Source organism: Deltaproteobacteria bacterium, from assembly GCA_028818775.1.
In the GTDB taxonomy this organism is placed as follows: domain Bacteria; phylum Desulfobacterota; class Binatia; order UBA9968; family JAJDTQ01; genus JAJDTQ01.
The window spans coordinates 1-23,576 of record JAPPNE010000044.1 but is presented as its reverse complement, the minus strand read 5'-3'; the positions used below and the strand labels follow the sequence as shown (position 1 = coordinate 23,576).

At 66.5% G+C, this 23,576-nt stretch carries 19 protein-coding genes and 1 pseudogene; 3 read left to right on the top strand and 17 right to left on the bottom strand.

The window, feature by feature from the left end:
- Nucleotides 1-354 precede the first annotated feature (354 nt).
- Together OXU42_04105 and OXU42_04100 are read right to left on the bottom strand one after the other, a co-directional pair.
- Nucleotides 355-1,188, bottom strand: coding sequence for a type IV toxin-antitoxin system AbiEi family antitoxin domain-containing protein (locus OXU42_04105; GenBank protein ID MDE0028573.1), 834 nt, complete (start codon nt 1,186-1,188; stop codon nt 355-357).
- Between the two features lie 576 nt (nt 1,189-1,764).
- Nucleotides 1,765-2,790, bottom strand: a complete 1,026-nt coding sequence (locus tag OXU42_04100) for a hypothetical protein (protein ID MDE0028572.1) — start codon at nt 2,788-2,790, stop codon at nt 1,765-1,767.
- A gap of 406 nt (nt 2,791-3,196) precedes the next feature.
- Here OXU42_04100 and glnA point away from each other — a divergent pair, with 406 nt between their 5' ends.
- Nucleotides 3,197-4,612, top strand: coding sequence for a type I glutamate--ammonia ligase (glnA, locus tag OXU42_04095; protein ID MDE0028571.1), 1,416 nt, complete (start codon nt 3,197-3,199; stop codon nt 4,610-4,612).
- A 78-nt stretch (nt 4,613-4,690) separates the two neighbouring features.
- On the opposite strand, the gene OXU42_04090 is transcribed toward glnA, so the two are convergent.
- Nucleotides 4,691-6,661, bottom strand: a complete 1,971-nt coding sequence (locus OXU42_04090; GenBank protein MDE0028570.1) for a cation:proton antiporter — start codon at nt 6,659-6,661, stop codon at nt 4,691-4,693.
- A gap of 147 nt (nt 6,662-6,808) precedes the next feature.
- Here OXU42_04090 and OXU42_04085 point away from each other — a divergent pair, with 147 nt between their 5' ends.
- The gene (locus tag OXU42_04085) at nt 6,809-7,573 is read left to right on the top strand and encodes an ROK family protein (protein ID MDE0028569.1); all 765 of its coding nucleotides are present in this window, start codon (nt 6,809-6,811) and stop codon (nt 7,571-7,573) included.
- Between the two features lie 44 nt (nt 7,574-7,617).
- Here the strand turns inward: OXU42_04085 and OXU42_04080 are convergent, their stop codons facing one another.
- The 4 genes from OXU42_04080 to OXU42_04065 all read right to left on the bottom strand — a co-directional run bounded on the left by OXU42_04080 (nt 7,618) and on the right by OXU42_04065 (nt 11,969).
- A complete protein-coding gene (locus tag OXU42_04080) occupies nt 7,618-9,105 on the bottom strand; it encodes a CHAD domain-containing protein (protein MDE0028568.1) in 1,488 nt (495 codons plus the stop codon).
- 68 nt (nt 9,106-9,173) lie between these two features.
- Nucleotides 9,174-9,998 (bottom strand): ParA family protein, encoded by an 825-nt coding sequence (locus OXU42_04075; protein MDE0028567.1) that lies wholly within the window; start codon nt 9,996-9,998, stop codon nt 9,174-9,176.
- 77 nt (nt 9,999-10,075) lie between these two features.
- A complete protein-coding gene (locus OXU42_04070; GenBank protein MDE0028566.1) occupies nt 10,076-10,432 on the bottom strand; it encodes an HU family DNA-binding protein in 357 nt (118 codons plus the stop codon).
- Nucleotides 10,433-10,547: 115 nt separating this feature from the next.
- Nucleotides 10,548-11,969, bottom strand: coding sequence for a glycosyltransferase (locus OXU42_04065; protein ID MDE0028565.1), 1,422 nt, complete (start codon nt 11,967-11,969; stop codon nt 10,548-10,550).
- A 162-nt stretch (nt 11,970-12,131) separates the two neighbouring features.
- Between OXU42_04065 and OXU42_04060 the strand changes: the two genes are divergently transcribed.
- Nucleotides 12,132-12,824: a DUF502 domain-containing protein gene (locus tag OXU42_04060; protein MDE0028564.1), complete on the top strand. Its 693-nt coding sequence runs from the start codon at nt 12,132-12,134 to the stop codon at nt 12,822-12,824.
- Nucleotides 12,825-12,833: 9 nt separating this feature from the next.
- On the opposite strand, the gene OXU42_04055 is transcribed toward OXU42_04060, so the two are convergent.
- From OXU42_04055 to OXU42_04010, 10 genes and pseudogenes are all read right to left on the bottom strand, one after another.
- Nucleotides 12,834-14,306: a dynamin family protein gene (locus OXU42_04055; GenBank protein MDE0028563.1), complete on the bottom strand. Its 1,473-nt coding sequence runs from the start codon at nt 14,304-14,306 to the stop codon at nt 12,834-12,836.
- Nucleotides 14,307-14,326: 20 nt separating this feature from the next.
- A complete protein-coding gene (locus OXU42_04050; GenBank protein ID MDE0028562.1) occupies nt 14,327-15,352 on the bottom strand; it encodes an FAD binding domain-containing protein in 1,026 nt (341 codons plus the stop codon).
- Between the two features lie 21 nt (nt 15,353-15,373).
- A complete protein-coding gene (locus tag OXU42_04045; protein MDE0028561.1) occupies nt 15,374-17,743 on the bottom strand; it encodes a molybdopterin-dependent oxidoreductase in 2,370 nt (789 codons plus the stop codon).
- On the bottom strand, nt 17,740-18,264 hold the full coding sequence (locus OXU42_04040) for a (2Fe-2S)-binding protein (protein ID MDE0028560.1): 525 nt from the start codon (nt 18,262-18,264) through the stop codon (nt 17,740-17,742). Before OXU42_04040 ends, OXU42_04045 begins: the two co-directional genes overlap by 4 nt.
- Nucleotides 18,261-19,490 (bottom strand): AMP-binding protein, encoded by a 1,230-nt coding sequence (locus OXU42_04035; GenBank protein ID MDE0028559.1) that lies wholly within the window; start codon nt 19,488-19,490, stop codon nt 18,261-18,263. Before OXU42_04035 ends, OXU42_04040 begins: the two co-directional genes overlap by 4 nt.
- 121 nt (nt 19,491-19,611) lie before the next feature.
- The gene (locus tag OXU42_04030; protein ID MDE0028558.1) at nt 19,612-20,526 is read right to left on the bottom strand and encodes a methionyl-tRNA formyltransferase; all 915 of its coding nucleotides are present in this window, start codon (nt 20,524-20,526) and stop codon (nt 19,612-19,614) included.
- A 69-nt stretch (nt 20,527-20,595) separates the two neighbouring features.
- The gene (locus OXU42_04025) at nt 20,596-20,880 is read right to left on the bottom strand and encodes a type II toxin-antitoxin system RelE/ParE family toxin (protein ID MDE0028557.1); all 285 of its coding nucleotides are present in this window, start codon (nt 20,878-20,880) and stop codon (nt 20,596-20,598) included.
- Nucleotides 20,877-21,158, bottom strand: coding sequence for a type II toxin-antitoxin system Phd/YefM family antitoxin (locus OXU42_04020; protein ID MDE0028556.1), 282 nt, complete (start codon nt 21,156-21,158; stop codon nt 20,877-20,879). Before OXU42_04020 ends, OXU42_04025 begins: the two co-directional genes overlap by 4 nt.
- Nucleotides 21,159-21,327: 169 nt before the next feature.
- Nucleotides 21,328-23,085, bottom strand: a complete 1,758-nt coding sequence (locus OXU42_04015; protein MDE0028555.1) for a hypothetical protein — start codon at nt 23,083-23,085, stop codon at nt 21,328-21,330.
- Nucleotides 23,086-23,148: 63 nt separating this feature from the next.
- A pseudogene (locus tag OXU42_04010) lies at nt 23,149-23,469 on the bottom strand (HEAT repeat domain-containing protein).
- Nucleotides 23,470-23,576 lie beyond the last annotated feature (107 nt).

Genomic DNA, 23,576 nt, shown 5'->3' with positions numbered 1-23,576 from the left:
CGATCCTCTCAGCAAACTGCTGCTGGCGCTCGTCCACGAAGTCCGAGAACTGCCCCTCGCGGAGGAGTCGGTCCCGCCTGGAAGAAGGTGCGACTCCAGAACCTTGTCCAGGCGCTCTGCGCCCAGTTCAGCCTCGATCTCACCCAGATAGACCGCGGGCGCCTTCTTGCCGATCCCTATGTTGGTCTCCTTGTCGATGAGTGTCTGGTTCAGAACGCAGTCTCGAAGCGTCGCAGCCACCCCGAAGGCAACTCAACTGATGAAGGACAGAAATGCGACTTCTGCACCGTCGAGGGAAACCGGGTAATTCTACCGAAGCCACTCAGCAGCAGGCGGACCTGCGCCACGTACCGGTCAAGCATTGCCGTCCACCGCAGGTTTCTCGGGCGCGAGTGATCGGGGCATGTAGATGCGGTAGGCCGGGTGAAGCTTGCCGCCCTCCACCAAGGCCCGCGGTCCCGAACCGAAGTCGATCCTCGATGCGTCCAGGTGCTTGCGCCATTCGTGCCCGTGCCTGTCCGCGAAGACAAAGAACAGCCTGCGCACCTTTACGCTGCGGCAAGCCGTCAAAAGCGCCATGAGCCGCCCGGGTCGGAGCAACGCCAGCCCCTCGAATGCCTTGTCCAAGTTCTCGAAGCTCGCGTGCCGCGGCAGCTCGTCAAGGGCCTCCAGGATGGCTCGGCCTGGAGACGATGCCTTGAGAGGCCAGCGCCACACGCCGACCGCCGGTCCGCCCGCCCCAGCCCCGGCATCCTCGATGCCCAGCCGGTCGTCGCCGAAAAGCGTGCGCCGGCGCACCACGATCTGCGTCCCCATCGGCAACCGCTTGAGCCAGGACGGCGCCTCGCCGTAGAGCCAAACGCACCGCTTTCCTCCGAGGCTCAGATAATGCGCGTAGCCGAGTACATCGAGGGCGCTCTCCCCGCCCAGATGCACGGCGTATTTCATGAGCCACTGCAGGGAGAGAAGGGGGATTTCCCATGACTCTCCGTATGCCTCCCGTGCGCCTTCCGGCAGCGGACGGCGGTACACCCCTCGAATGACCCGCTCAAGCCATCCGCGGGCAACATAGTCGTGAATGGACTTGGGGTCGATGCCCTGAGCCCTGAGCCACGGCGTATCCACCATGAAGCCCGGGGGGACCACATCCAGAAGGGGTTTCAGACGTGGTGTTCTTTGTTGGCCCATAACCATTAAAATAACACCAAAACATTTCAAGATGCGTTTCGTTGAAAGTGTCTGTACATGGGTATTAACCATCTAAAATGGATGGCTTCAAAATCCGTGTGCGACAGGCGTTCAACACCGGCCGAGTCGGACGCCCTGCGTCGCGCCTAGCCGCTGCAAGGGTCCTTTCGTCCCTCATGGTAGTCCCATGCTAGGCGACCCCGCCACCGCGGTGATATGGCGTACTGGCTAACGGTTCACTGGCCAAGTACCAGACATGTCCAAGGCTATCCTGCGGTGTGGGCTAGTCCTTGGACAGAATGCCAATATCCGTTCGTTCAGGCCGTGGAGCCGCCTGGTGCGTCACTTCGTTTGTTGCGGCGAAACGAAGTTTCTCGGTACATTGCGGGCCGCTCACCAACTCCGCTCGACCGAATCAGCACGACTTCCCGGAACGGTTGCGGGTGCCATCCCGCGGCAGGAGCAATACACCGTCATTGCGTCATCGAAGCGCCTTCGTGCGCATGGCCCGGAAATAAAGTGGCGCCTAAGTGGTACCTGGTAGGGGAGTCGGGCGGGCTTGTGTTCTCCAGGCCCTTACTTTCTTTTCGCACCAAAGGCACCGATGTAGTCGGCGGTCTCGAAAGCGCCGACCACATCCACAACACCCACATCATCGGCACTCCGCAACAGCATGCCCTGTGCCCGATCCTGCTGAAAAGGATGGTGGTGATTGCCAGGACTGCTGAAACTTTTGTCACCACTGCCGGTGCCTGTCAGATCGTTGAAGATCAGCCTGTCGCCGTTATTCAGGTCGATCTGGAGTCTCATCGCGTAATAGTACACATCGACGGGGACCGTGGAGGCGCCCGTGACGGTTAGTTCGGCTGGTCCGTAGACGGTCTTGCGGGTCGTTTTCGAGAACCCCAAGGCATCCCCTGTCCACGTGGCGCCATGCGGGCCGACCGGGTCGGCCAAGCTCCGGTTGGGGCGGGGAAAGAAGTCTGGAAAGGCCGGGCTGAGTATTTGGTGGCCGGGACTATGGACTGCATAGAGTTGGTTTGAAAGAGACCGACTGAATCCAGCAACCGACCCCCCCTCTCCCCCGTCGTTTTCGGTGTCCAGGATCCAGAAGAGTCCGTAATCCAGAATGCCGTACACCGCTCTTCTCTTCCGGTCTTCATACCGCGGAGAGTATCGCCACTGAACCTTGGCGATATCCGGCGAAAGACGACTGTGGTTCCAAAAACCCCATTGACCGTAGGGGGTGTCGTTCGATGGCAATGCCAAATGGAAACCCGCAAAAGATTCGTTGCCGGTATTCCCTGCCGCGTCCACCGCATAGATTTGCGATCCGAAGGTTCTGGTGTCCCTGCCCGGGATCGCCGGGCTGACCCTTCGCTGAGCCGCCTCCAAAGCGTCATGGGCTTCTCCTGAGGCTACGCCTGTCAGCGGTCCTTCGATCCACCAATCGATTGATACCTCAGTGTCGGGCGGCACGACGCCAGTGTCAGGCGGACGGACCGGCGAGCCTTCCCCACCGCCGCCTCCACAACCGGATAGCGAGACCGCAAGCACGACAGCCATGGCCATCCTACGGATTCCATCGGACACATTCACCATGAATAACCTCCTTAGCGTGATTCCGTGGCGTTGAAGCTCCCATGCCAATCCATGACATTCCGATTGCCATTGCCATCTCGAAGAATATGTATCTTTCAATGAAAAACGTATACTGTTTGCACCCGCCGCACCTTGATGTCAAGCCAAGTTGCGAAGCGAAGCCTGGGACGAAGCTCGCCCTTGCACCGCCTTGCCAGGGTCTTCATTTCATGAGGCATGCTCAATCGTTGGGCAGCCATTGAACAAAAACTGTGCATTCGCGCGGCCGGCCGTTGACCTGCCACACACGCCGGACCCGCTCGGGCAGGCAAATACACCGCCGATCGGCCTGACGCCGCCTTGGCACGGACGTTGCGTCTGAATCAGAGGAATTACCGTCAACCACGCTCTTGAAAGGAAGAACGCCATGACAGCGAAACAAGTGCTCGACTTTGCCAAGAAGAACGGCGCGGAGATCGTCGACCTGCGCTTCTGCGACCTGCCCGGACTGTGGCAGCACTTCTCGATCTCCACCAACGAGTTCGACACCGATCTGTTCGAGAACGGCATCGGCTTCGACGGCTCCAGCATCCGCGGGTTCCAGACCATCGACGAATCCGACATGCTGCTGTTCCCGGATCCGAACACCGCCTTCATGGACCCGTTCACCGCGCTGCCCACCCTGACCCTGGTGTGCAACATCAAGGACCCGCTCACGGGCCAGCCCTACAGCCGCGATCCGCGCTACGTCGCGCAGAAGGCCGAGGCGTACCTCAAGTCCACCGGCATCGCGGACACGAGCTACTGGGGCCCGGAGATCGAGTTCTACATCCTCGATAACGTTCGCTTCGACCAGAGCTACAACTACGGCTTCTACTACATCGACTCCGAGGAAGGTTACTGGAACTCCGGCAACGGCGAGAAGAAGAACCTGGGCTACAAGCCGCGCTACAAGGAAGGATACTTCCCGGTTCCGCCCATGGACAGTCTCCAGGACGTGCGCTCCGAGATGGTCAAGACGCTGGAGTCTTGCGGCATCGTGTGCGAGGTGCATCACCACGAGGTGGGAACCGCCGGACAGTCCGAGATCGACATGCGCTTCGGCACGCTGACCGCCATGGCGGACCAGGTGCTGAAGTACAAGTACATCGTCAAGAACGTCGGCCTGCGCAACGGCAAGACCGTGACCATGATGCCGAAGCCGATCTTCCAGGACAACGGCTCGGGCATGCACACCCACCAGAGCCTGTGGAAGAACAACAAGAACGTGTTCTACGACGCCAAGAACTACGCGCTGCTGAGCGACACCGCGCGCTACTACATCGGCGGGCTGCTGAAGCACGCCGCCGCCCTGTGCGCGTTCATCGCTCCCACCACCAACTCGTACCGGCGGCTGGTGCCGGGCTACGAGGCGCCCATCAACCTCATGTACTCGCAGCGCAACCGCAGCGCCGCGGTGCGCATCCCGACCTACTCCACCAGCGAGAAGGCCCGGCGCCTGGAGTTCCGCAGCCCGGACCCGAGCTGCAACCCCTACTACGCCTTCCCGGCCATGCTGATGGCCGGGCTCGACGGCGTCGCCAACAAGATCGAGCCGCCCAAGCCGCTGGACAAGAACCTCTACGACCTCGCGCCCGAGGAAGCCGCCAAGGTGGAGTCCCTGCCCGGCAGCCTCGACGAGTCGCTGGACGCCCTGGAGAAGGACCATTCCTTCCTCCTGAAGGGCGACGTCTTCACCCAGGACGTGGTCGAGACGTGGATCGACTACAAGCGCACGAACGAGGTGGACCCCATGAGGCTGCGGCCGCACCCCTACGAGTTCGCCCTGTACTACGACATCTAGGAATCCGCACCACCGAATGTAGACGGACGAACCCGGGTTGGGGCGGCCGAAGGGTCGCCCCAACCATCTTCCGTCCAGTCACTCAATCCCGTCTTCCCGCGGCGCCGTCAGCAGTTGCACGGCGCGGTCGAGGTCCGCGTGGCTCCCCAGCAGCACCAGGATGTCGCCGGGGCACAGCCGGTGGTCCATGGGAGGGCTCTCCACCGAGACGCCGTCCCGGACCAGCGCCAGGACCCCGGTGCGCCCCTGGAAGTGCTGCTTCAGCTCCCCGATGGTCATGGACGCGCCCGGCGCCTCCTCCTGCACCAGGAACGTGTCGGCGGTGGCGCCGGTGAGGAACCGGCCGAAGCGGTCCAGGCTCTTGCCCTCCAGCCGCAGCCCGCGCAGCATCCCGTAACCCTCCCGGCGCACCATCTCCACCTGCAGGGTGATGACGTTGCGCGGCACGTGGTACTCCTGGAGGACCCGGGCGAAGATCTCCACCGAGGTCTCGAACTCCTCCGGGATGACCTCGTTGGCGCCCAACCGCGTGAGGCGCGCGATCTCGGCCACGTAGCGCGTCCGTACGATGATGTAGAGATCGGGGTTCAACCGCCGCGCGTTCGCGACGACGCGCGAGGTCGCCGAGGGGTCGCTGATGGCCACCACCAGGACCCGCGCCCGTTCCACGCCCATTCCGCTCAGCACCGCCGGACGCGTCGCGTCGCCGAAGTCGATACTTTCGCCCTCGGCACGCGCCGTTCGCGACGCCTGGGGGTTGAGGTCCAGTATTCTGTGGGGGATGTCCACCTCGCGCAGGACCCGTGCCAGGTTCCGGCCGTTGAGTCCGTAGCCCACGATGAGGACGTGCCCGGCCACGGCGTCTTGGGACGGCTCCCCAGGCGTCCCGGCGCCGCCGTGCAGCGCCATCCCCAAGCGACTCCCGGCGAGGATCAGCAGCGGGGTCGCCAGCATGCTGAGGATCGCGACGGCCAGGAACATCTGCTCCTGGGCCGGCGACAGGAGCTCGAACGCGCCGCCCATGCGCGCCAGGATGAGCGAGAACTCGCCCACTTGGGCGAGCGCCAGGCCCAGAAACAGGCCGAGACGAAACGACCGCTGCAAGGTCGCGAAGATGGCGGTGATGAGGCCGCCCTTGATGAGCACCAGCAGCAGCAAGGCGCCGGCGATCACGGCGAGTTCCTCGCTGACGAAGTGGAAGTCCACCTGCATTCCGATGGAGATGAAGAAGATGCCGGCGAAAGTGTCGCGCAACGGGTGGATGTCGGCGATCACCTGGTGGCTGTATTCGGAGTCGGAGATCAGCAAACCGGCGATGAACGCCCCCAAGGCGAGGGAAATGCCGGTCTGAAACGCCGCCCACGCGGTGCCGAGACAGATGAGCAGCACGAACAGGACGAAAACCTCCTGGCTGCGCAGGCGCGCCACTTGGTGCAAGAACCACGGCACGACGAAACGCGACGCCGTGAAGATCAGGAACACGGCCAGGATCGCCTTCCCCAGCGTGAGCGCAACCACCTGGAAGGAAAACGTGTCGGTCTCCCCCAGCACCGGCACCGACAGCATCATGGGCACGGCGATGATGTCCTGGAGCAGGAGGGTGCCGATGGCGAGCCGGCCGTGGAGGGCCGACAACTCGTCACGGTCGCTCAGGATCTTGAGCACGATGGCGGTGCTGCTGAGGGACGCCAGCATGCCGAAGAAGAAGCTGATGCGCACGGGATAGCCCAGGTGGACGCCCACCGCGGTCACGGCCAGGGCGGTGAGCGCCACCTGCAGCAGACCGCCGGTGATGATCGGCCCCTTGACGGCGAGAAAGCGCTCGAAGGAAAACTCCAGACCGATGGAGAACAGCAGCAACACGATGCCGATCTCGGCCAGGAGCTCGAGCTCCTCCCCGTGCCCGATGACGCTCAAGCCGTGGGGACCCATGACCACGCCCACCGCGAGATAGCCGATGACCGCGGGAAGCCTCAGCTTGTGGAACACGGAGACCGTGGCCACCGTAGCGGCCAGGACGGCCACCAGGCTGGTGAGAACGTGGAGCATGATGATGGTGCGTTACAGAGCCCGTGGACCAATATGTGCAGGATTTCCCGTCTCCGGCAAGGTGAGCCTGTTGCCGGGTGTTGAATTGTGGCGGGGGTTCCATGATGATGAAGCGGCAGAGTTCACGTGCGCGGCTACGAGGAGACGATGAGCGAAGCAGACAGAGTCATGGGCATCGACATCGGCGGCACCGGGGTCAAGGCGGCGCTGGTGGATACCGCGAGCGGAGAGCTGGCGACGGAACGCGTGCGCCAGCCCACGCCGCAGCCGGCGACGCCGGCGGCGGTCATGGAGACCATCAAGGAGCTGCGGCGGCAACTGCAATGGCGCGGCGCGGTGGGCTGCGGCTTCCCCGGCCTGGTCAAGAGCGGCCGGGTCCAGCGCGCACCCAACCTCGATCCCTCATGGATCGGCTATGACCTGGCAGGCCGTCTCGAGACCGAGCTGAACGCGCCGAGCGTGGCCATCGGCAACGACGCCGACGCCGCCGGGCTGGCGGAGTTCGAGTTCGGCGCGGGCAAGGGTGTCGCCGGCACCGTGCTGGTGGTCACCCTGGGGACCGGCATCGGATCAGCCGTCTTCCGCGACGGCGTCCTGCTGCCCGACACGGAGCTGGGGCACCTCGAGATGCGCGGCAAGCCCGCCGAGAAGCGAGCGGCGGCGAGCATCCGCACGAGCAGGCGCCTGAGCTGGAAGAAGTGGGGCAAGCGGCTCAACGACTACCTGGTCCACGTCGAGTACCTGCTGGGAGTCGATCTGTTCATCCTGGGTGGCGGCGTCAGCAAGCGCCCCGAAAGGTTCTTCCCCTACATCAAGGACGTGGGCTGTCGGGTGGAGGCCGCCCGCCTCGGCAACCAGGCCGGCATCATCGGCGCGGCCATGTTCCCTTCGCGCCGCCGAACGCCGCGCTAGTGACGGCGGTCGCCCCGGCCCGCGCACCGTGACCCGATGGAGGGTTACAACGGCCGCAGCCAGGGCAGCAGCAGCGTATACGGCGGCTCGGTTTCACGCAGGCCGCGGCTGAACTTGACGAACAGCCCGCGCACCCTGGCGCACTCCAGGTCCCTTTCCGCGCCCATGCGCGACACCAGCACCTCGATTGCCGGCAGCGCCGCATCGGAGCCCGCCTCCGACAGGGCGCGGGCGAAGTCCCGTGTCCGGGCCTCGTGCACGGTCAGGTCCTGTATCCTCCCGAGCGCGTCCTGAAGCTTCTTGAGGCGTGGGACCACGCCACGGACCTCCGGCGACAGCTCTGCGAGGACCTCGGTGAGGTAACGGAGCTGCTTGCACTCGATGCGCAGGGAATGCAACGCGTCCGGATCGGCGTTCTCGGGTATGGCGTAGCCTTGCTCCAGGACGGTGCGGCACCTCCGCGCCACGCGCGCGCCGACCACCTGCGCCAGGGGCTCCGAGCCGTGCCGGCCCGCGGGGAGTCCCGCGTCCTCCTCGACGCATGCCCGCCAGCGCTCCAGCGCATCGCGATAGGCGGCCGAGCCCATCGCGGCCGTGACCTCCCGCCGGGCCGCGGCCCGCGCCCCCGCGACATGATCGAACAGCGGCGCGAGATCGCCGGCCAGGGGATCACTGAGCAGGGCATGGTATTCCCCGCGGTGTTCCATGTACACGTCCAGATCGCGCAGGGCATTGGTGGAGCGGCCCAGGCGCGACAGGCTCTTCCTCAACTCGGCCGCGGGCCCGGGCTTGAAGACTTCGCGGAGTTGGCCCAGAAAGGAGCGGGCGCGGCGGACGGCCACCCGGAAGTCGTGCAGGAACTCGGCGTCCGTGTCGTTGCGGAGGCCCTCCTCGTTGGCGCGCGCCACCCGATACTGAGCGTGCAGCATGGCCCGGACCGCGTCGCTCGCGTGCATGGAGGCGGTCAGCGGAACCCGCGACAGGGACGCCGTGCGCGCCGGGTCCAGGTCCAACGCCTCGAGCGCCGCGCGAAAGCGGGAGTGGCCCTCGGGCCTGACGCCCCGCCGCTCCCACCACTCGCACACCTCGCGGAAAGACTTCTTGTAACCGCGTACCTGACGGACCACCACGCGGTGACCCAGCCGCTCGGAGCGCCCGCCGTACGCCGCCTCTTCGTCAAGGAGCGCCAACCGCAGCACTGTCTTCTGTTCGCGATTCGTCAGACGCCAGGCACGAACGTCGGAGCGGATCGAGAAGAGCGGCAGCAACGCGCGATTCCCGGTGAGCGGGCGCAACGCTTCCTGCAGCACACCCGGAGGAAGCCCGTCGGCGAATTCAGGCGAGCCATCGAAGGACACGCAAGCCACATCGTGGGGCGAGTCGAGACATTCGAGCGTCAACTCCCCCCGGGCGAGGCGCAGCGCGCGGGAGCGGGCAAAGAGGCGCCCGTCGAACGTGTCATGGTACAGCGTTTCCACCCTGGAGCGGCCGTCCTCGCTCAAGGCAAAGGTCCGGCGCAAGTCGCGCAACACGCCCCGGCCCGCCTCGCCGGACGGGATGAGGAAAGACTGTTCTACGGGTGGGGGAGTGGCCGGCGACTTCATTCCAGAACTTCGCGTACCGGAAACGACCGCGCCCAAGGGTCCGTTTCCGGGCCGCGGCCGTCCACGCGTCCGGCGACCTGTTCCCACAACTCCCGGAAACGCCGGGTCGCGACGGCTCTCGGGGAACGGACCGGAAGCGGTGCCCGGGCGAGGCCCATGCTCTCGACGTCCACGGTGTAGGGGATCGTCGCCGGCAACCATTGCGGGAACTGTTCCCGCATGGCCTGCATCGTGGCCCGGTGCATCTTCTTGCGGGCTTCCACCATGGAAAAGAAACCCCACACCTTTGCTTCATCATATCCCTTGCGCCGCAGGAAGAGGCGCAGGTTCGCGTAGGCGCGGGCCGCGAGGGTAGACGGGACCACCGGAACCAGCAACAAGTCGGCGGCCACGAATATGCACTCCGCCAGCAGAGTCGCGGTGGCCGGGCTGTCCAGGACGATCAGGTCGTACTCACCCCGGAACGGATCGAGAATCTCCCTCAGCCGCCTCTTGGATCGCTTGACGCGACCCAGCAGGGACGGCAGATGCCGAAGAGACCAATCCGCCGGCAAAAGATCCAGACCTTCGTAGTCGGTTCCCTTGATGTTGTCCGCGACTCTCGCGCCGCCCTTGAGGAGTACCCTCCGGGCGTGCTTGAGCGCCGGCTTGACACGGAAGAAATAAGTCGTCGAGCTTTGCGGGTCGAGATCGCAGATCAGCGTCTTGAAACCCGAATCAGCACTCAGATACGCAAGATTGACCGCGGCGGTCGTCTTGCCGACTCCGCCCTTCAAATGGTAGAGGGCCAGGACCCTGCCCTGTCTGGACTCCCCCGCCATGGTTCAACGTCCACCGAGTCCATCAGGACACCGCGCCGTGTGGAGGCCATCCTCCCATGACCTCCAGCCTGGGCGGATCAGCTCCGCGGTTTCTTCGGTGGTACGATGGCGTCCTTGCAAGCCTTGGCGACACGAAACTTGACCACCCTCTTGGCGGGAATCTTGATCGTCTCGCCGGTGGCGGGATTGCGTCCCAAGCGGGCCTTGCGGCTGTCCTTCACGAGGCGTCCGATGCCCGGAACGATGAAGACGCCGTTCTTCTTGACCTCCTTGACCGCCAACGCCGACAGATTGTCCAGGAAATCCTTGGCCACCGTCTTGCTGAGATCGCATTTGGCCGCCAGATCAGACACGATCTGTGCCTGGGTCATTCTCGTCGCTGTCTTGGCCGCCGTCTTCCGGGCGGCCTTCGCCGGTGTCTTTGTCGCTGCCATAACCCTCCCTTCCTCACCCCGGTGGACGGGATGTCGTTCCAATTTTAACCGGTAAGACCAATAGTATGCCGCTTTAACGAAGTTGTAAAGAAAAAGTTGAGCATGCACGGTCATGTTACGCCGACGGATACTCACGAGCGACTGCATCGTTGCTGATTTCGCGATACGTGAACGGCGGAAGATCCGCGGTGATGCCCAAATAGTGCCTCATGAGGATCAGGTAACGCTTCACCAACTCCGGAAGCAGGAAGTTCTCGCGCACGTGCTCCCGCCCCTGCCGCCCCAAGGCCGCCGCCGCGTCCGCGTCGTCCAGCACCGCCGCCATGCGCGCGGCGATGGCGTCGACATCGCGGGGTTCCACGAGATGGCCCGTGACTCCGTCGATGATCTGGCGCCGGATGCCGCCCACGCGGGAGCCGATGACCGGCGCCCCCTGCCACAGGGCCTCCGCCACCACCAGCCCGAAGCCCTCGCGGGTCGAAACGTGCACGAAGCCCCGTGCGATGCTCATCAGCGCCCCCACCACGCGGTCGTTGTCCTCCACGTTGACCCAGAACCGGACGTCCGCGCGGTCACCGGCCTGCTGCCGCAACTCGTTCAGCACCGCGTCTCCTTCCGGGTCGTCGGTGGCGGTGTTGCCGATGAAGAGCAGGTAGGGCCTCGGCCCCCGCGGCCGTTCCTCGACCAGCCGCGAGAACGCCTTGAGGATGGTCCCTTGGTTCTTGTGACGGTCGTAGCGGGAAACAGCCGCGAAGATGGGCCTTTCGGGGTCCACGCCGTCGGCCGTGAACAGCGGCTGGAGGATGTCCAGCGCCTCGGCCCGGGTGTAGTGCCGGTTCTTCGGCGCCAGTGGGTCGATGCACGGCATGATCTCGTACACGGGGACCTTGAGCCCCGGCCCCACGAACTCGCGCGTGGTGAAAATGGCACCGTCATATTGGTTGATGTACGGCAGGAGAAAGCGCCATACGGCCTTGTTGGGTATCGAGGTATCGATGTGGCAGCGCCAGAGCGTCTTGCCCAGAATCGGCGCGTTCATGATCATGGCCGCGGGCTGCGGGTCGTGCAGGACGGTGAGGTCCGCGGCGATGAATGCATCGCGGGCGTTCTCCTCGATGGTGTCGAGGTAGGCGCCGAATATTTCGTCCAGGGTAATCGGCCCGTCCGCGCCCTGCAGCAGGTTGTGGAACTTCTTGGTGACCTGGAAGAACGCATCGTTGCCGCGGATGGTGCACCAGCGGGCGGTCAGCCCCAGCGCCTGAGCGAAGGGAACCGCGCTGCGCAGCATCTCGGCGACGCCCCCGCCCACGGAGGTGGAGTTGACGTTGACCCACGTGCGTCCCGTCAACGGCTCCGCCAGCCGCTTGATCTCGTCCATGCGCTCCCCGCCGATGACCGCCGCGTAATCGGACAGGTCGAAGGAGCCTTCCGGCCGGTGTTCTTCAAGCCCCGCGAGAATGTCGTCGCGCCCGTTTCCGCCGAGGGGTCCGGACGGAGAATGCTCCAACGCATCGATGGTATCGTTGAGAAAGGTCAAGTTCTGTTCTCCTGTGCTGCGAAAACGGGCAGGAATTTTGCCGACTGTATAACGACTTAGGCGAAATTGTCAACACTGTGTGAAGGACTATCCGGGGACTCTTGCCACGGTGGTGGGCTTCGCGTATCCTTTGGCCCCATCACAAGCGCCGCACGAGCATTTATGCAAGCGAGAAAACCTCATTTCCTGCGAAACGCGATGATCACGGGGGTGCTGATCCTGATCCCCCTTTTCGTGACGTACCTGCTGATCGCGTTCCTTTTCAATCTGCTGAGCAACTCGGGCACGCCTGTGCTGAGGTGGGTCCTGTCGCTGTTCAACCTCGATGAGCTTTACTGGCTGACGCTCCTGGTCCCGTTCATCAACTTGCTCATCGTCCTGTTGCTGATCTTCCTCGTCGGAGTGTTCGGCACCAACATCGTCGGCCGCCGCGTCCTGGCAGCGCTCAACCAGGTGGTCATGCGCCTGCCGCTGGTCAGTTCCATCTATGGCGCCGTCAAACAGTTGGTGGAGACGCTCCACGGTCCGCGCCGGAGCTTCCAGCGGGTGGTGCTGCTCGAGTATCCCAGAAAGGGGGCCTGGATGATGGGGCTCGTGGCCACGCCCCGGCCCGACACGTTCAACCTTTCCTCCGCCGACACGATGCTGTCGGTCTTCATCCCCACCACCCCGAACCCGACGTCCGGCTTCCTGGTGCTGGTGCCCGAGAACGAAGTCATCGACACCGACTACAACATCGAGGAGGCATTCAAGTTCATCGTCTCCTCGGGCATCGTCGGCCGCGAATTCACCCCACCGGAACACGCCGGCGTGCCCGGGAAGGTTCCTCTGGCGGCGGCCACGGACAAGTCGTAGCGTCGCCGGCTACCCGGACGCCTCGGCGGGCGGATCCGCCGGGGGCGCCGCGTCCGTCCGGCCGCCGGGGTTGGTGAACTGGTCGTTGAGAGTCTGCACGTAGCCGTTGGCCTCGGTGATCACCTCGGAGAGTTGCTGCCGGGTGGCGGGGTTCCAGCCGGCCGGACGCGCCGAGAACACGTTGCGCCAGAGGCTCGTGTTCTTGCGGAATGCCGCGGTGAGGGCGTCGAGCACCTCGGTGTCGCGCTCGGCTCCCAGCGAGCGCCGGAGAGTTCGCAGGACCCGCCCGGCGGCCAATCGCCGGACGGTGTGGTGGACGTAGCCGGCCACCAGGGCCGCGGCCGCCAGCACGCCGTAGGTCCACGCCGACGCCCCTGAAAGCACCGCCCAGTAGTCGCTCCATGCGCCCTGCCAGACCGCCCACCCCAGCACCGCGGCCAGCAGCACGGCGAAGACGGCGCCGTCCAGCCGCCGCACCCGGCGGCGCCAGTCGGTGATCATCTCCCGGAGCCTCGGCACCAGGCGCAACTCGATGTCGCGCGCGGTGTGCTCCAGGACGCCCATGATGCGATAGCAGCGGTCCACGCCCACCTGCCGGACGCGTCCATGGATCTCCGAAAGATCCTCGTCCCGCTTCTGCTCGAAACTCCCCCGCAGCCCGTCGTCCTCGATGACGACGGCGGCGTTGGGGCTGTAGATGCAGTAGAAACGCCCCGCGGTGAGCCCCTTCTGCGCCAGCGCCCGCTGCCAGGAGCCCACGATGTCTTCCGGGTTGTTCTCCCGGGCGGTGTTGTCCATCTGGTTCAACACGTAAAGGAACTTGCTCGAGTCGGTCCGGTGGATCGTCTCCTCCACCAAGTGCTGAAGGGTGTCCTGCATGGTGCCGGGCTCCGGATGCCTGGCGTCGAAGAACACCAGCACCAAGTCCGACAGGTCGATGATGCGGTCCGTGACCCGTAGTGTCGCGGTCCGCTGCTGGTCGGCGTCGAAGCCGGGCGAGTCGATGAAGATCTTGCCTCTCAACGCCTCGCTGGAGCAGGTCTTGAGCTGGAGGTAGGCGTCGATGCGGCTGCCCTCGCCGGCGCTGATCTCCTCGATGGCGCGGCTCATCTTGTAGAACGGGAAGCGCGGGTCGGCGTCCAGCGCCACCCCCGGCAACACGCGGACGTCCTGCTCCTTGCCGAAGCACAGGACGCTGAAGCGGTCGTCCACCGCCTGGTTGCCGGTGGGCTGCACCCCCTGCCCCAGGTAATCGTTGATGAAGGTGGACTTGCCGGACGAATAGGTTCCCAGGACGGCCACCAGCGGCCACCACGGAATGCGCGTGGCGTGGGACTCGTCGGCGGCCAGGAAACCCAACCGCCGCGAGATGTCGTCGAGCTTGCGGAAGCTCTGGACCGCGCTCAGAAGAATCGGGTTCTCCGTACGCAGGTGGTTCTCCAGGCTCGCCAGCCTCGCTTCCAGTTCAGCGGGTACCGCCATGGCTTCCCCTCCCGTACCGCTCACGCGGTGGGCGCGTCCGCGCCGCCGGCCGTCTCGCCGGCTGCCGCCAGTTGCCGCAACGCGCGCGTGACATAGACGCGGGTCATGCGCTTTCGATACCAGTAATCCATGTCCGCGTTGTCCAGCGGATGGGACACGCGCATGGCCAGTTCCGCGGCCTCGTCGATGGCGCCCTCGTCCACCGGCCTGCCGCACAGGACCCCGGTGGCATCGGCCACCACCTTGGGCGCCGACGCGACCGCGGTGAGGACGATCTTGGCCCCCTCGCACGTGCCCGACGCATCGATCCGCAAGGCCGCCGCCACCCCCAGCACCGGGAAGTCGAAGGACCCCCGGCGGCGCAGCTTGAGGTAGACGTTGCGCCATCCGAACGCTTCCTCCGGGATCCACACCCCCCGCAACAACTCGTCCGGTTGCTTGGCGAGGTAGTCGATGCCGTCGTCGCGGTAGAGGGAGTCCAGCGGAACCTCGCGGCTGCCGCCGGCGCCGACGAGAACGGCCTCGGCGCCCAGGCTGCTGAGCACCGGGGCGGTGTCCGAGGAGCAGATGGCAAGGCAGACGCGGCTCTTGGGCGCCACCAGGCAGATGTCCCCGTCCTTCTTGAGGCAGAAGCCCACGGCCTGGCGCCAGAAGAACGACTGGTCATAGTAGTTGCAGCGGGTATCCACGAACAGGTTGCCGCCGATGGTGCCGGCGTTGCGGAGTTGAAGCGTGGACACCAGTCCGGCCGCGTCGGCCAGCGCCGGAAAGGCCCGGCGCACGGTTTCATGGCCGGCGACGGCGCTCAGGGTCTCGCCCGCGCCGATCCACAACCCGCGCCCCTCCTCGCGACGGATGCCCCGGTGCTCTTCGATACGGCTCAACGAAACCAGATAGCGGGGCGTGAATTGTCCGCGCTTCATCTTGGGGTAGACGTCGGTGCCCCCGGCCACGACCATCGCCTCCGCACCCAGCTCCTGAAGCGCGCCGGACGCCTCCGCCAGCGTGCGGGGCCGGACATAAGTGAAATCGGGAAGTCGCAGCATCAATCCGCCTCGTGACGATACCTAGCTCTTTTGCGGCACCTCGACGCCCTGGCCCGGGGCCCAGCGAATCGGCGTGGGAAACTCGAAGGCCGGCACGGTGGGATCCTTCAGCCGCTGGTCCAGCGCCCGCAGGATCTTGTCGGGGGTCACCGGTATCTCGCGGATGCGCACGCCCACGGCATCGTAGACGGCGTTGGACACCGCCGGTATCACGGGCAGCAGCGGACCCTGGCCGGCCTCCTTGGCGCCGAACGGGCCCTCGGGGTCGTCGGTCTCCACCAGGATGGTCTCGATGGGCGGCGTCTCCAGCGTGGTAGGGCTCTTGTACTCCAGGATGGAAGGGATCTTGTGCACGCCCGACTTGCGGAAGATCTGCTCTTCCATCAAGACCTCGCCCAACGCCATGTACACGCTGCCCTCCACCTGCCCCTCCACCCACAAGGGATTGAAGGCGCGGCCGCAGTCGTGGGCGATCCATACCTTGTCGATGCGGATCTCGCCGGTGTCGCCGTCGCAGTGGAGCTCCACCACCGCGGCGGAGTAGCTGTACGACGGCGTGGGGCCGACGCCGGCGCCCTTGTAGTCGCCCGGATGGCGCGGCGGCCGGTAGCTGCCGGTGGTGCCCAGGGTGCCGAAGCGGGTCTCGGCGCGCTCGACGCACTCGGCGAAGGCCAGGCCCCGCTCCGGCAGGCTGCGGCTGCGCACCTGCCCTTCCTCCATCTCCAGGTCGTCGGCGGGCACCTCCAGCACCTCCGAGGCCACCTCGAACAGGCGTTCCTTGAGGTTGCCGCAGGCCTGGATGGCGGCGTTGCCGGTCATCACCGTGACCCGGCTGGAGTAGCTCCCCAGGTCCACCGGGGTGAGGTCGGTGTCCGCCGTCACCACGCGCACGTCCTCCGGCCGAAGCCCCAGCTCCTCGGCCACGGCGAAGGCGAGGATCGAGTCCGAACCCTGGCCGATGTCCGTGGAGCCGCAGAAGACCGTGACGCCGCCGCCCCGGTCCGCCCGGAGCTGCACTCCCGAGTGGGGCATGTCGTTCCAGTAGATGGGCAGGCCCGCGCCGCTGATGTAGGAGCTGGCGGCGAAACCGATGCCGTGGCCGTGGGGCAGCGCGCGGTGCTTGTCCTTCCAGCCCGAGCGCTCGGCCACCTTCTCGATGCATTCCCGCAGGCCGATGGTGGAGACTCGCAGACCGTTCACGGTGACGCTGTCGGGCACCACCACCTGCTTGAGGCGCATTTCCACCGGGTCCAGCCCGAGCTTCTCGGCGATCTCGTCAAGTTGCACTTCCATGGCGAAGCGCGGCTGCGGCGTGCCGTGGCCGCGCTTGGGGCCGCACGGCGGCTTGTTGGTGAACACGCGCACGCCCTCGAACTTGTAGGCCGGCAGCTCGTAGGTCACGGTCTGCAGCGCGCCGGTGTAGTAGACCGTGGCCAAGCCGTAGCTGCTGTAGCCGCCGCCGTCCAGGAAGGAGCGAAACCACATGCCCGTGAGGGTGCCGTCGCGCTTGACACCCGTACGCATCCACATCTTCACCGGATGGCGTCCCCGGTGCACGTAGAACGACTCCTCCCGGTTGAGGGTGATCTTCACCGGCCGCCCGGTGACCATGGCCAGCTTGGCCACCGCGATCTCGTGGGAGAACGGGTCGCTCTTGCCGCCGAAGCCGCCGCCCACCGGCGTGGCGACCACCCGGATGTGCCCCATGGGCAGCCCCAGCACCCGGGACAGGGCACGGTGCACGTAGTGCGGCGTCTGGGTGGAGGACCACAGCGTGAGCTTGCCGTCGGGGGTGTAGCTCGCCAGCGCGCAATACTGCTCCATGGGCAGGTGCGTGTTGCCCTGGAAGAAGTAGGTGCCCTCGAAGACTTCGTCGGCCTCCTCGAAACCGCCGTCCACGTCGCCGAACTCGAAGGACACCGCCTTCTGGATGTTGGCGTGCCGGTTCCACGTGTGGATGCGGTGATCCTCGGCCGCCAGCGCGCCCTCGATGGACAGGATGGGGTCGAGCACCTCGTAGTCGACGTCGATGAGCCCCAGCGCCTCCTCGGCCACGTCCTCGCTCACCGCCGCCACCGCCGCCACCGGGTCGCCGACGTAGCGCACCTTGTCCACCGCCAGCGCCTCCTCGTCCTGGGTGGAAGGCATGATGCCGAACTTGGTAGGCACGTCCGCGCCCGTGATGACCGCGTGGACGCCCGCCAACTCCAGCGCCCGGCGGGCCGACACGCCGTGCACCAGGGCGTGGGGGTGCGGGCTCCGCAGCAGCCGGGAAAACAGCATGCGCGGCAGCACCATGTCGTCGGCGTAGCGCGTGTCGCCGGCGCACTTGGCCGGACCGTCGATGCGCGGCAGCGGCTTGCCGATGACCGAGAACCCGTTCTTCTTCATGCCCGTGTACCTTCTTGGCCGCGCATTTCCCTGACGGCCTGCTCCACCGACTCGATGATCTTGGTATAGCCCGTGCAGCGGCACAGGTTACCCGACAGCGCCTCCTCGATGTCGGCGCGTGCCGGGTCCGGCTGCTTGTCCAGCAACGCCTTGGCCGCCAGCAGGATGCCGGGAATGCAGTAGCCGCACTGGGCGGCGCTCAGGTCCGAGAACGCCCGTTGCAAGGGATGCGCCCGGCCTTGCAGGGCCAAGCCCTCCACCGTGGTAACCTCCCGGTCCTCGGCCTCCACCGCCAGCATCAGGCACGAGTAGATGGGCTCGCCGTCCACCAGCACGGTGCAGGTGCCGCACTCGCCCAGCTCGCACCCGTGCTTGGTGCCGGTGAGGCCCATCTCCTCCCGGAGCACCTCCAGCAGGCTGTGGGTGACGTGTCCCGCCACCTCGTGCGGCTCGCCGTTGACCCGCAGGCGCATCAGGCGCTTGCCGGTGATGGTCTCGCTGTCGGAAATGGCGCTGCTCAACTCCGAAAGAACCTCCTTGCCTTCAACTCGAACCGGGGCAGGGTCCCCGGCGCCACCACCTCCACCACCGGACGGATGTGCAGGTTGTCCCGGACGGACTCCACCACGCCTTCCCCGAGTCCGGCCGGCGCCCCGGCCGCGACCGGCTCCACCGTGATCTTCAACTCGGCCATCCCGTCGGTCCGCACCACGTCCACGCGGAATTCCTCCACCTCGGGAAACCGCCGGACGATGCCCTCCACCGCGCTCGGGAAGACGTTCACTCCCCGAACCACCACCATATCATCCACGCGCCCGAGAACACCCCCCTGCAACACCAGCGAATCGCGCCCGCAAGCGCAGGGTCCCCGCCGCGGCTCCACCAGGTCGCCGGTGCGGTAGCGGATGACCGGACTCCCCACCCGGCCCAGGTTGGTCAGCACCAGCTCGCCTCGGGCGCCGTCCGGCAGCGGCGTGCCGCTCTCCGGGTCCACCACCTCGGCGATGAACTCGTCCTCGTTGACGTGGACTCCCTCCGCCAGGGCCTCGCAGGCGAAGCCGAACGCGCCCACCTCGGTGGCGCCGGTGTGGTCGAAGCAGCGGGCGCCCCATGCCTCCTCGATGCGCTGCCTGGTGGACGCGATGCTCGCGCCGGGCTCGCCCGCGTGCACCGTTACCCGCACGGCCGAATTCCGCGCCAGGTCCATGCCCGCGCGGCGCGCCTCCGCCGCCATGTGCAGCGCATACGTGGGTGTGCACACCAGCACGGTGGCGCCGTAGTCCAGGAGGCTCTTGAGCCGCTGCTGCGTGGACTGTCCGCCGCCGGAGACGGCCAGCGCACCCACCTTGCGGGCGCCCTCCCAGCCGCTCCAGAACCCCACGAACGGCCCGAAGGAGAACGGGAAAAAGATCCGGTCCTCGGGCCCGACCCCGGCCGCTTCCAGCACCGCCTTCCAGCACTCGCCCCACCAGTCCCACGACGCCTCGGTGTCCAGCCAGTACATGGGCCGCCCCGTTGTGCCCGAGGTCTGGTGCACACGCACGTAGCGCTCCAGCGGATAGGTCAGGTCGCTTCCGAACGGCGGGTGCCCGAGCTGGTCGTCCACCAACTCCTGCTTGGTGGTAAACGGCAGCTCCGACAACTCATCCAGGCCTTCCGGGCGTTGTGCGACGCGCCCTTCGAGCTTGCGCCGATAAAACTCGTTGGTCCGGAGCACCTCGTCGAGCATGCCGTTGAGCCTGTCCAACCGGGCGCGTACCATCTTCCGGTAAACTTTGGCACGGAACGCGGACGCCGCTCAACCTTTCGTCGGGCCGATGAGGAGGAACGAGTCCGTAACGAAGAGAAACGGGTCCGAAAATGACAAGTCAGCCCAGGCGCGACCCGGGACCAACGCCAGCCTGCCCGGCGTATTCGGCGGCGCCGACCTTTGCGCGCGAATCATGCGCCCTCACCCGCTGCACCCAAACACTCGCCTCGCCGGCGGCGACTGCCATGCCGGCACCGGAGAGGTCGAGGATCTCTCCCGGCGCGCCCTTGTCCGCTCCCACCCGGCTGCCGAAAAGCTTCAGCTTGTTGCCGTCGACGGTGGTCCAGGCGCCGGGCTGGGGGTCGGTGCCGCAGATGAGGCGGTGCACCTCCTCCGCCGGCCTGGACCAGTCGACCTCCGCATCCGCCTCGCCGCACCAGCTCTCGTAGGTCGCCCGGCCGTGGTCCTGCTCGATGCGCGGGGCCGTGCCGGCGCGCACCAGCTCCACGGCCTCGGCCAGGGCGTCGACGCCCATGGGGAAGAGCTTGCCGAAGTAGAGACTGCCCACGGTGTCGTCCTCGCCGATCTCCACCTCCTTCTGCAGCAGGATCGGACCCTCGTCCAGAGCCTCGTCCGGCCAGAAGATGGTGAGGCCGGTCTTCTCGTCCCCCATGATGCGCGCCCAGTTGATGGAGCTGGGTCCGCGGTGCAGCGGCAACAGCGAGGGATGGTACTGGATCGTGCCCAGCGCGGGCGCGTCCAGCACTCGCTTCGGCACCAGCAGCGTCACATAGGCCATGACGCAAAGGTCGGGTTGGAAGGACCTGATCAGTTCCAGCGCCTCGTCCGTCTTCCAGGTGGCGGGCTGGCGCACCGGCAGCCCGCGCTCCAGCGCCGCTTCCTTGAGCGGGTCCGCGGGCCGGTCCTCGTGGTCCGGCGGACAGAAAACCCCAACCACCTCGTCGGGTCCCGTCGCAAGCCGTTCCAGCACGGCCTTTCCGAACGCCTGCTGTCCGTGGATCACAATGCGCATCGTAATGTCCTGTCCGGTTCCCTCGCCTGACAGGCCTGGAGATTCAACGCCCACACGCCTCCGCGATCCTCAGGGTTCACCCGGTAGTTGAGCGCCATGCCACACACCTGCGATCCAGACCGTGTCGCCTTCGCGACGGTAGAAGAAGCGGTAGGGAGGAACGACGACTTCCCGGTAGGGCAATTCCGGAAATTCGGGAATGACTCTGCCGGATTCCGGGAAGCTCTCGATCCGGCGTAGAACTTCCTCCGAGCGTTGACGAAACCGTCTCGCTGCTTCCGGGTTGTCGCGCCTGATATAGGAAATCGCGGCAAGGAATTGGGCACGGGCAGATAGCGTGAATCGGACACTCACAAGTCTTCAGCCGCGAGCAGCGCGTCGGCCTCCGCCAGCACCGCGTCCAACTGGACACCCCGTCCCTCGGCAATATCTTTCTCTCCTTGCGCCAGTAGCCGGAGCATTTGCCGTTCAGACTCCGCACGCTGGTAAGCTTCCGCACTCAGCAGCACCGCGGCCGCCCGGCCGCGCTGCGTAATGACGAAGGGCTCGCGCGACTTGCCGACCCGCTTCAACACGGCCGCCGCATCCTGCCGCAGGTCGGTCACGGGTATAATATGAGGCAATTTCGCCATTAGAACCTCCACCAATTCAACTAAACGTAGTGATAAACGTATCTTTAGACGCATGTGTTGTCAATAGGTATGCTGGCGGGACCTCCGCCCCGTCACAAAACGCCGTGAGGGTTGGAAGCATGAGCGTGGATTAGGCTCCGCCAGCGCCATCGCCGCGCCGAGCAATCCGTTACTGGACGCTGCCCAGGGCTTCCAGAACGGTCCGAAGCCCTGACCTCGAGACTTCGGAAGCGCTCAGCATCTCGACCAACCTCGGTGTCACGCCGATGTGACGCGCGCAAGCCTCCATGAGGCTGTCGGTGTGCCCATCCTCCACCAGCATCCGCAGACCGTCTTCAAGGAAGTGATCCTCACCTGCCGCGATGGCGGCGTTCACCGCGGCTCGGCGAACCAGGGGCGAGGAGTCGCGGAAACCCGCCACGACTCTCGCGGGCTGGACGGCGGCAACCGCCGTCAACGCCGCCGCCCGGACCGAAGCGTCGGTGTCGTCAAGCAGCGGGACGAGCCGTGGGGCCACATCGTCCGCCGCGCTGGTCAAGCCCCGCACGGCGGCGCAGCGCACCCGGGCGTCCTCGCATCCCAGGGAGCGGACCAGGACGGCCCGCAGGACGGGTGACAGCGGCATGGAGTCGGCGCGTTGGGCGATGGCTTCGAAGCAAGCCGCCCGCAGTTCGGACGCCGTCGACTCCGCGGCCGCCGCCAGCGAATCGTCGATGTCATCGCCCTCGCACTCCGCGGCAAGCCTGATCGCCGCCATCCGGACATCGGCCTCGACGTCGTCCGTGCCCTCCACCGGCACGCGGCGGGAGCGGGTCCGCCCGCCGGCCGGCGAAGACGCCGGAGGGGCCTGGGCCGGCGCGGCCGTCTGAAGCCCCGTGGCCTGAATCGCTTCCAGCGTAGAGCGCGGGTACGGCTGTCCTCCGGCGCCGGCGCCCCCGACGGCGGCGTTCGGCGCCGGCGCGTCCGCGGCCACGATGCCGCCTTCAGGAGTGATGGCGATGGGTCCGCTCCCGCCCGGCCCGGAAGCAGCGCGGACCGGTAGGTCATCGGCCGTGTCCGCGCCGTCGGAGGACCCACGCCGAAGATTCCCGCACACAGCGTCGATCAAGAGGGCTCGCGCTGGTCCCCGACCCTCCTCGGAGGTGCCGCGCGTCACCTCGGCAGCCGCCGCCAGCGCGGCCAGCCGGACCTGCCGGACCGGGTCCAGCGCCGTTGCCCGCAGCGAAGCGACCGCTGCCCGGGTGCCGATCTCCCCTAGTGACCTGAGCGCGGCGATGCGCACCTCGGGCAGCCTTTCTCCGTCCGCCGCCGTGTCGCGTAGCGTGCTCGCCGCCTCCGTTCCCATCACCCGGGGCAGCGCCGAGGCGCACGCCACGGCCAAGCGGGCATCGGCCTCCCAGAGCCAGGCCGTCAGTGTTGCGGCAAGCGCCGGCTCGTCACCGGGGGAGATATGCGGCGCCAGCGCTTCGAGGGCCGTGGCGCGGACTTCGGTGTCGGGATCGGCAAGAGCCGCCCGGACGATATCCGCACGGCCGGCAGCGACCCGTGACAACGCGACGGCGCGGACCGAGGCGTCGGGATCCTTCAATGCCAGGGCGGGCAACGCCGCATCTTTGGCGTCCAGGCAGTCCACGGCAAGCCGGCGAACGCCCGGGCTCGGGTCGACGACCAAGCGGTCGCGGAGCGGCGCCAGCCGATCCCGCCCGGCCCGCGACAGCGCCGTCAGAGCGCGCTGCCGAACCCGCGCGTCTCCGTCCCCGAGGAAATGAAGGAGAGCCGCGACTCCACGTCCGGGCATCTTTGCCAGGGCGGCAAAGACCACGTGGTCGAGATCCTGGCCGTCCTCGTCGGCCCGCGCCCGGATAAGATCATCGACCGCGGACTCGTCGCCCATGTCCCCCAGGGCCGTAATGGCGGCGACCTGCACGTCGAGCCAGTCGTCCCACGCACCCTCCTCCCATGCCGCCTCCGACTCGCATCGATCCCGCGCCAGCGCCCGCAGCAACGGCGTGGACGCCTCGTCCCTGAGCCGGCCCAAGGTCCGCACCGCCGCCGTCTTGACCTCGCCCACTGGGTCGCCCCGCAACGAGCGCCGGACCGCGGGCGCGTCCTCCGGCCGGGCGCAGCGCGCCAGCGCCCCCATGGCATCGGCGCGCACGTCCGGATCCGGGTCCAGCAACGCTTCCACCAAAGCCGGCGCCGCCTTCTCGTCGCCCAAAGCGCCGAGGGCGCGGGCGGCGGCGCAGCGGATCGGCTCTTCCGGCGCCCGAAGATACGGGAAGATTACGCTAGCGGGATCGGTCACGGGTGCTCGATCGAGACCTTGACAATTCTATTCCAGGGCGATGTCGCGGCGTGCGAAGGACATGCTGCGGAACTGGCGCTTGTAGGGGCTTTCGCCCATGCGCCGCAGCCGTC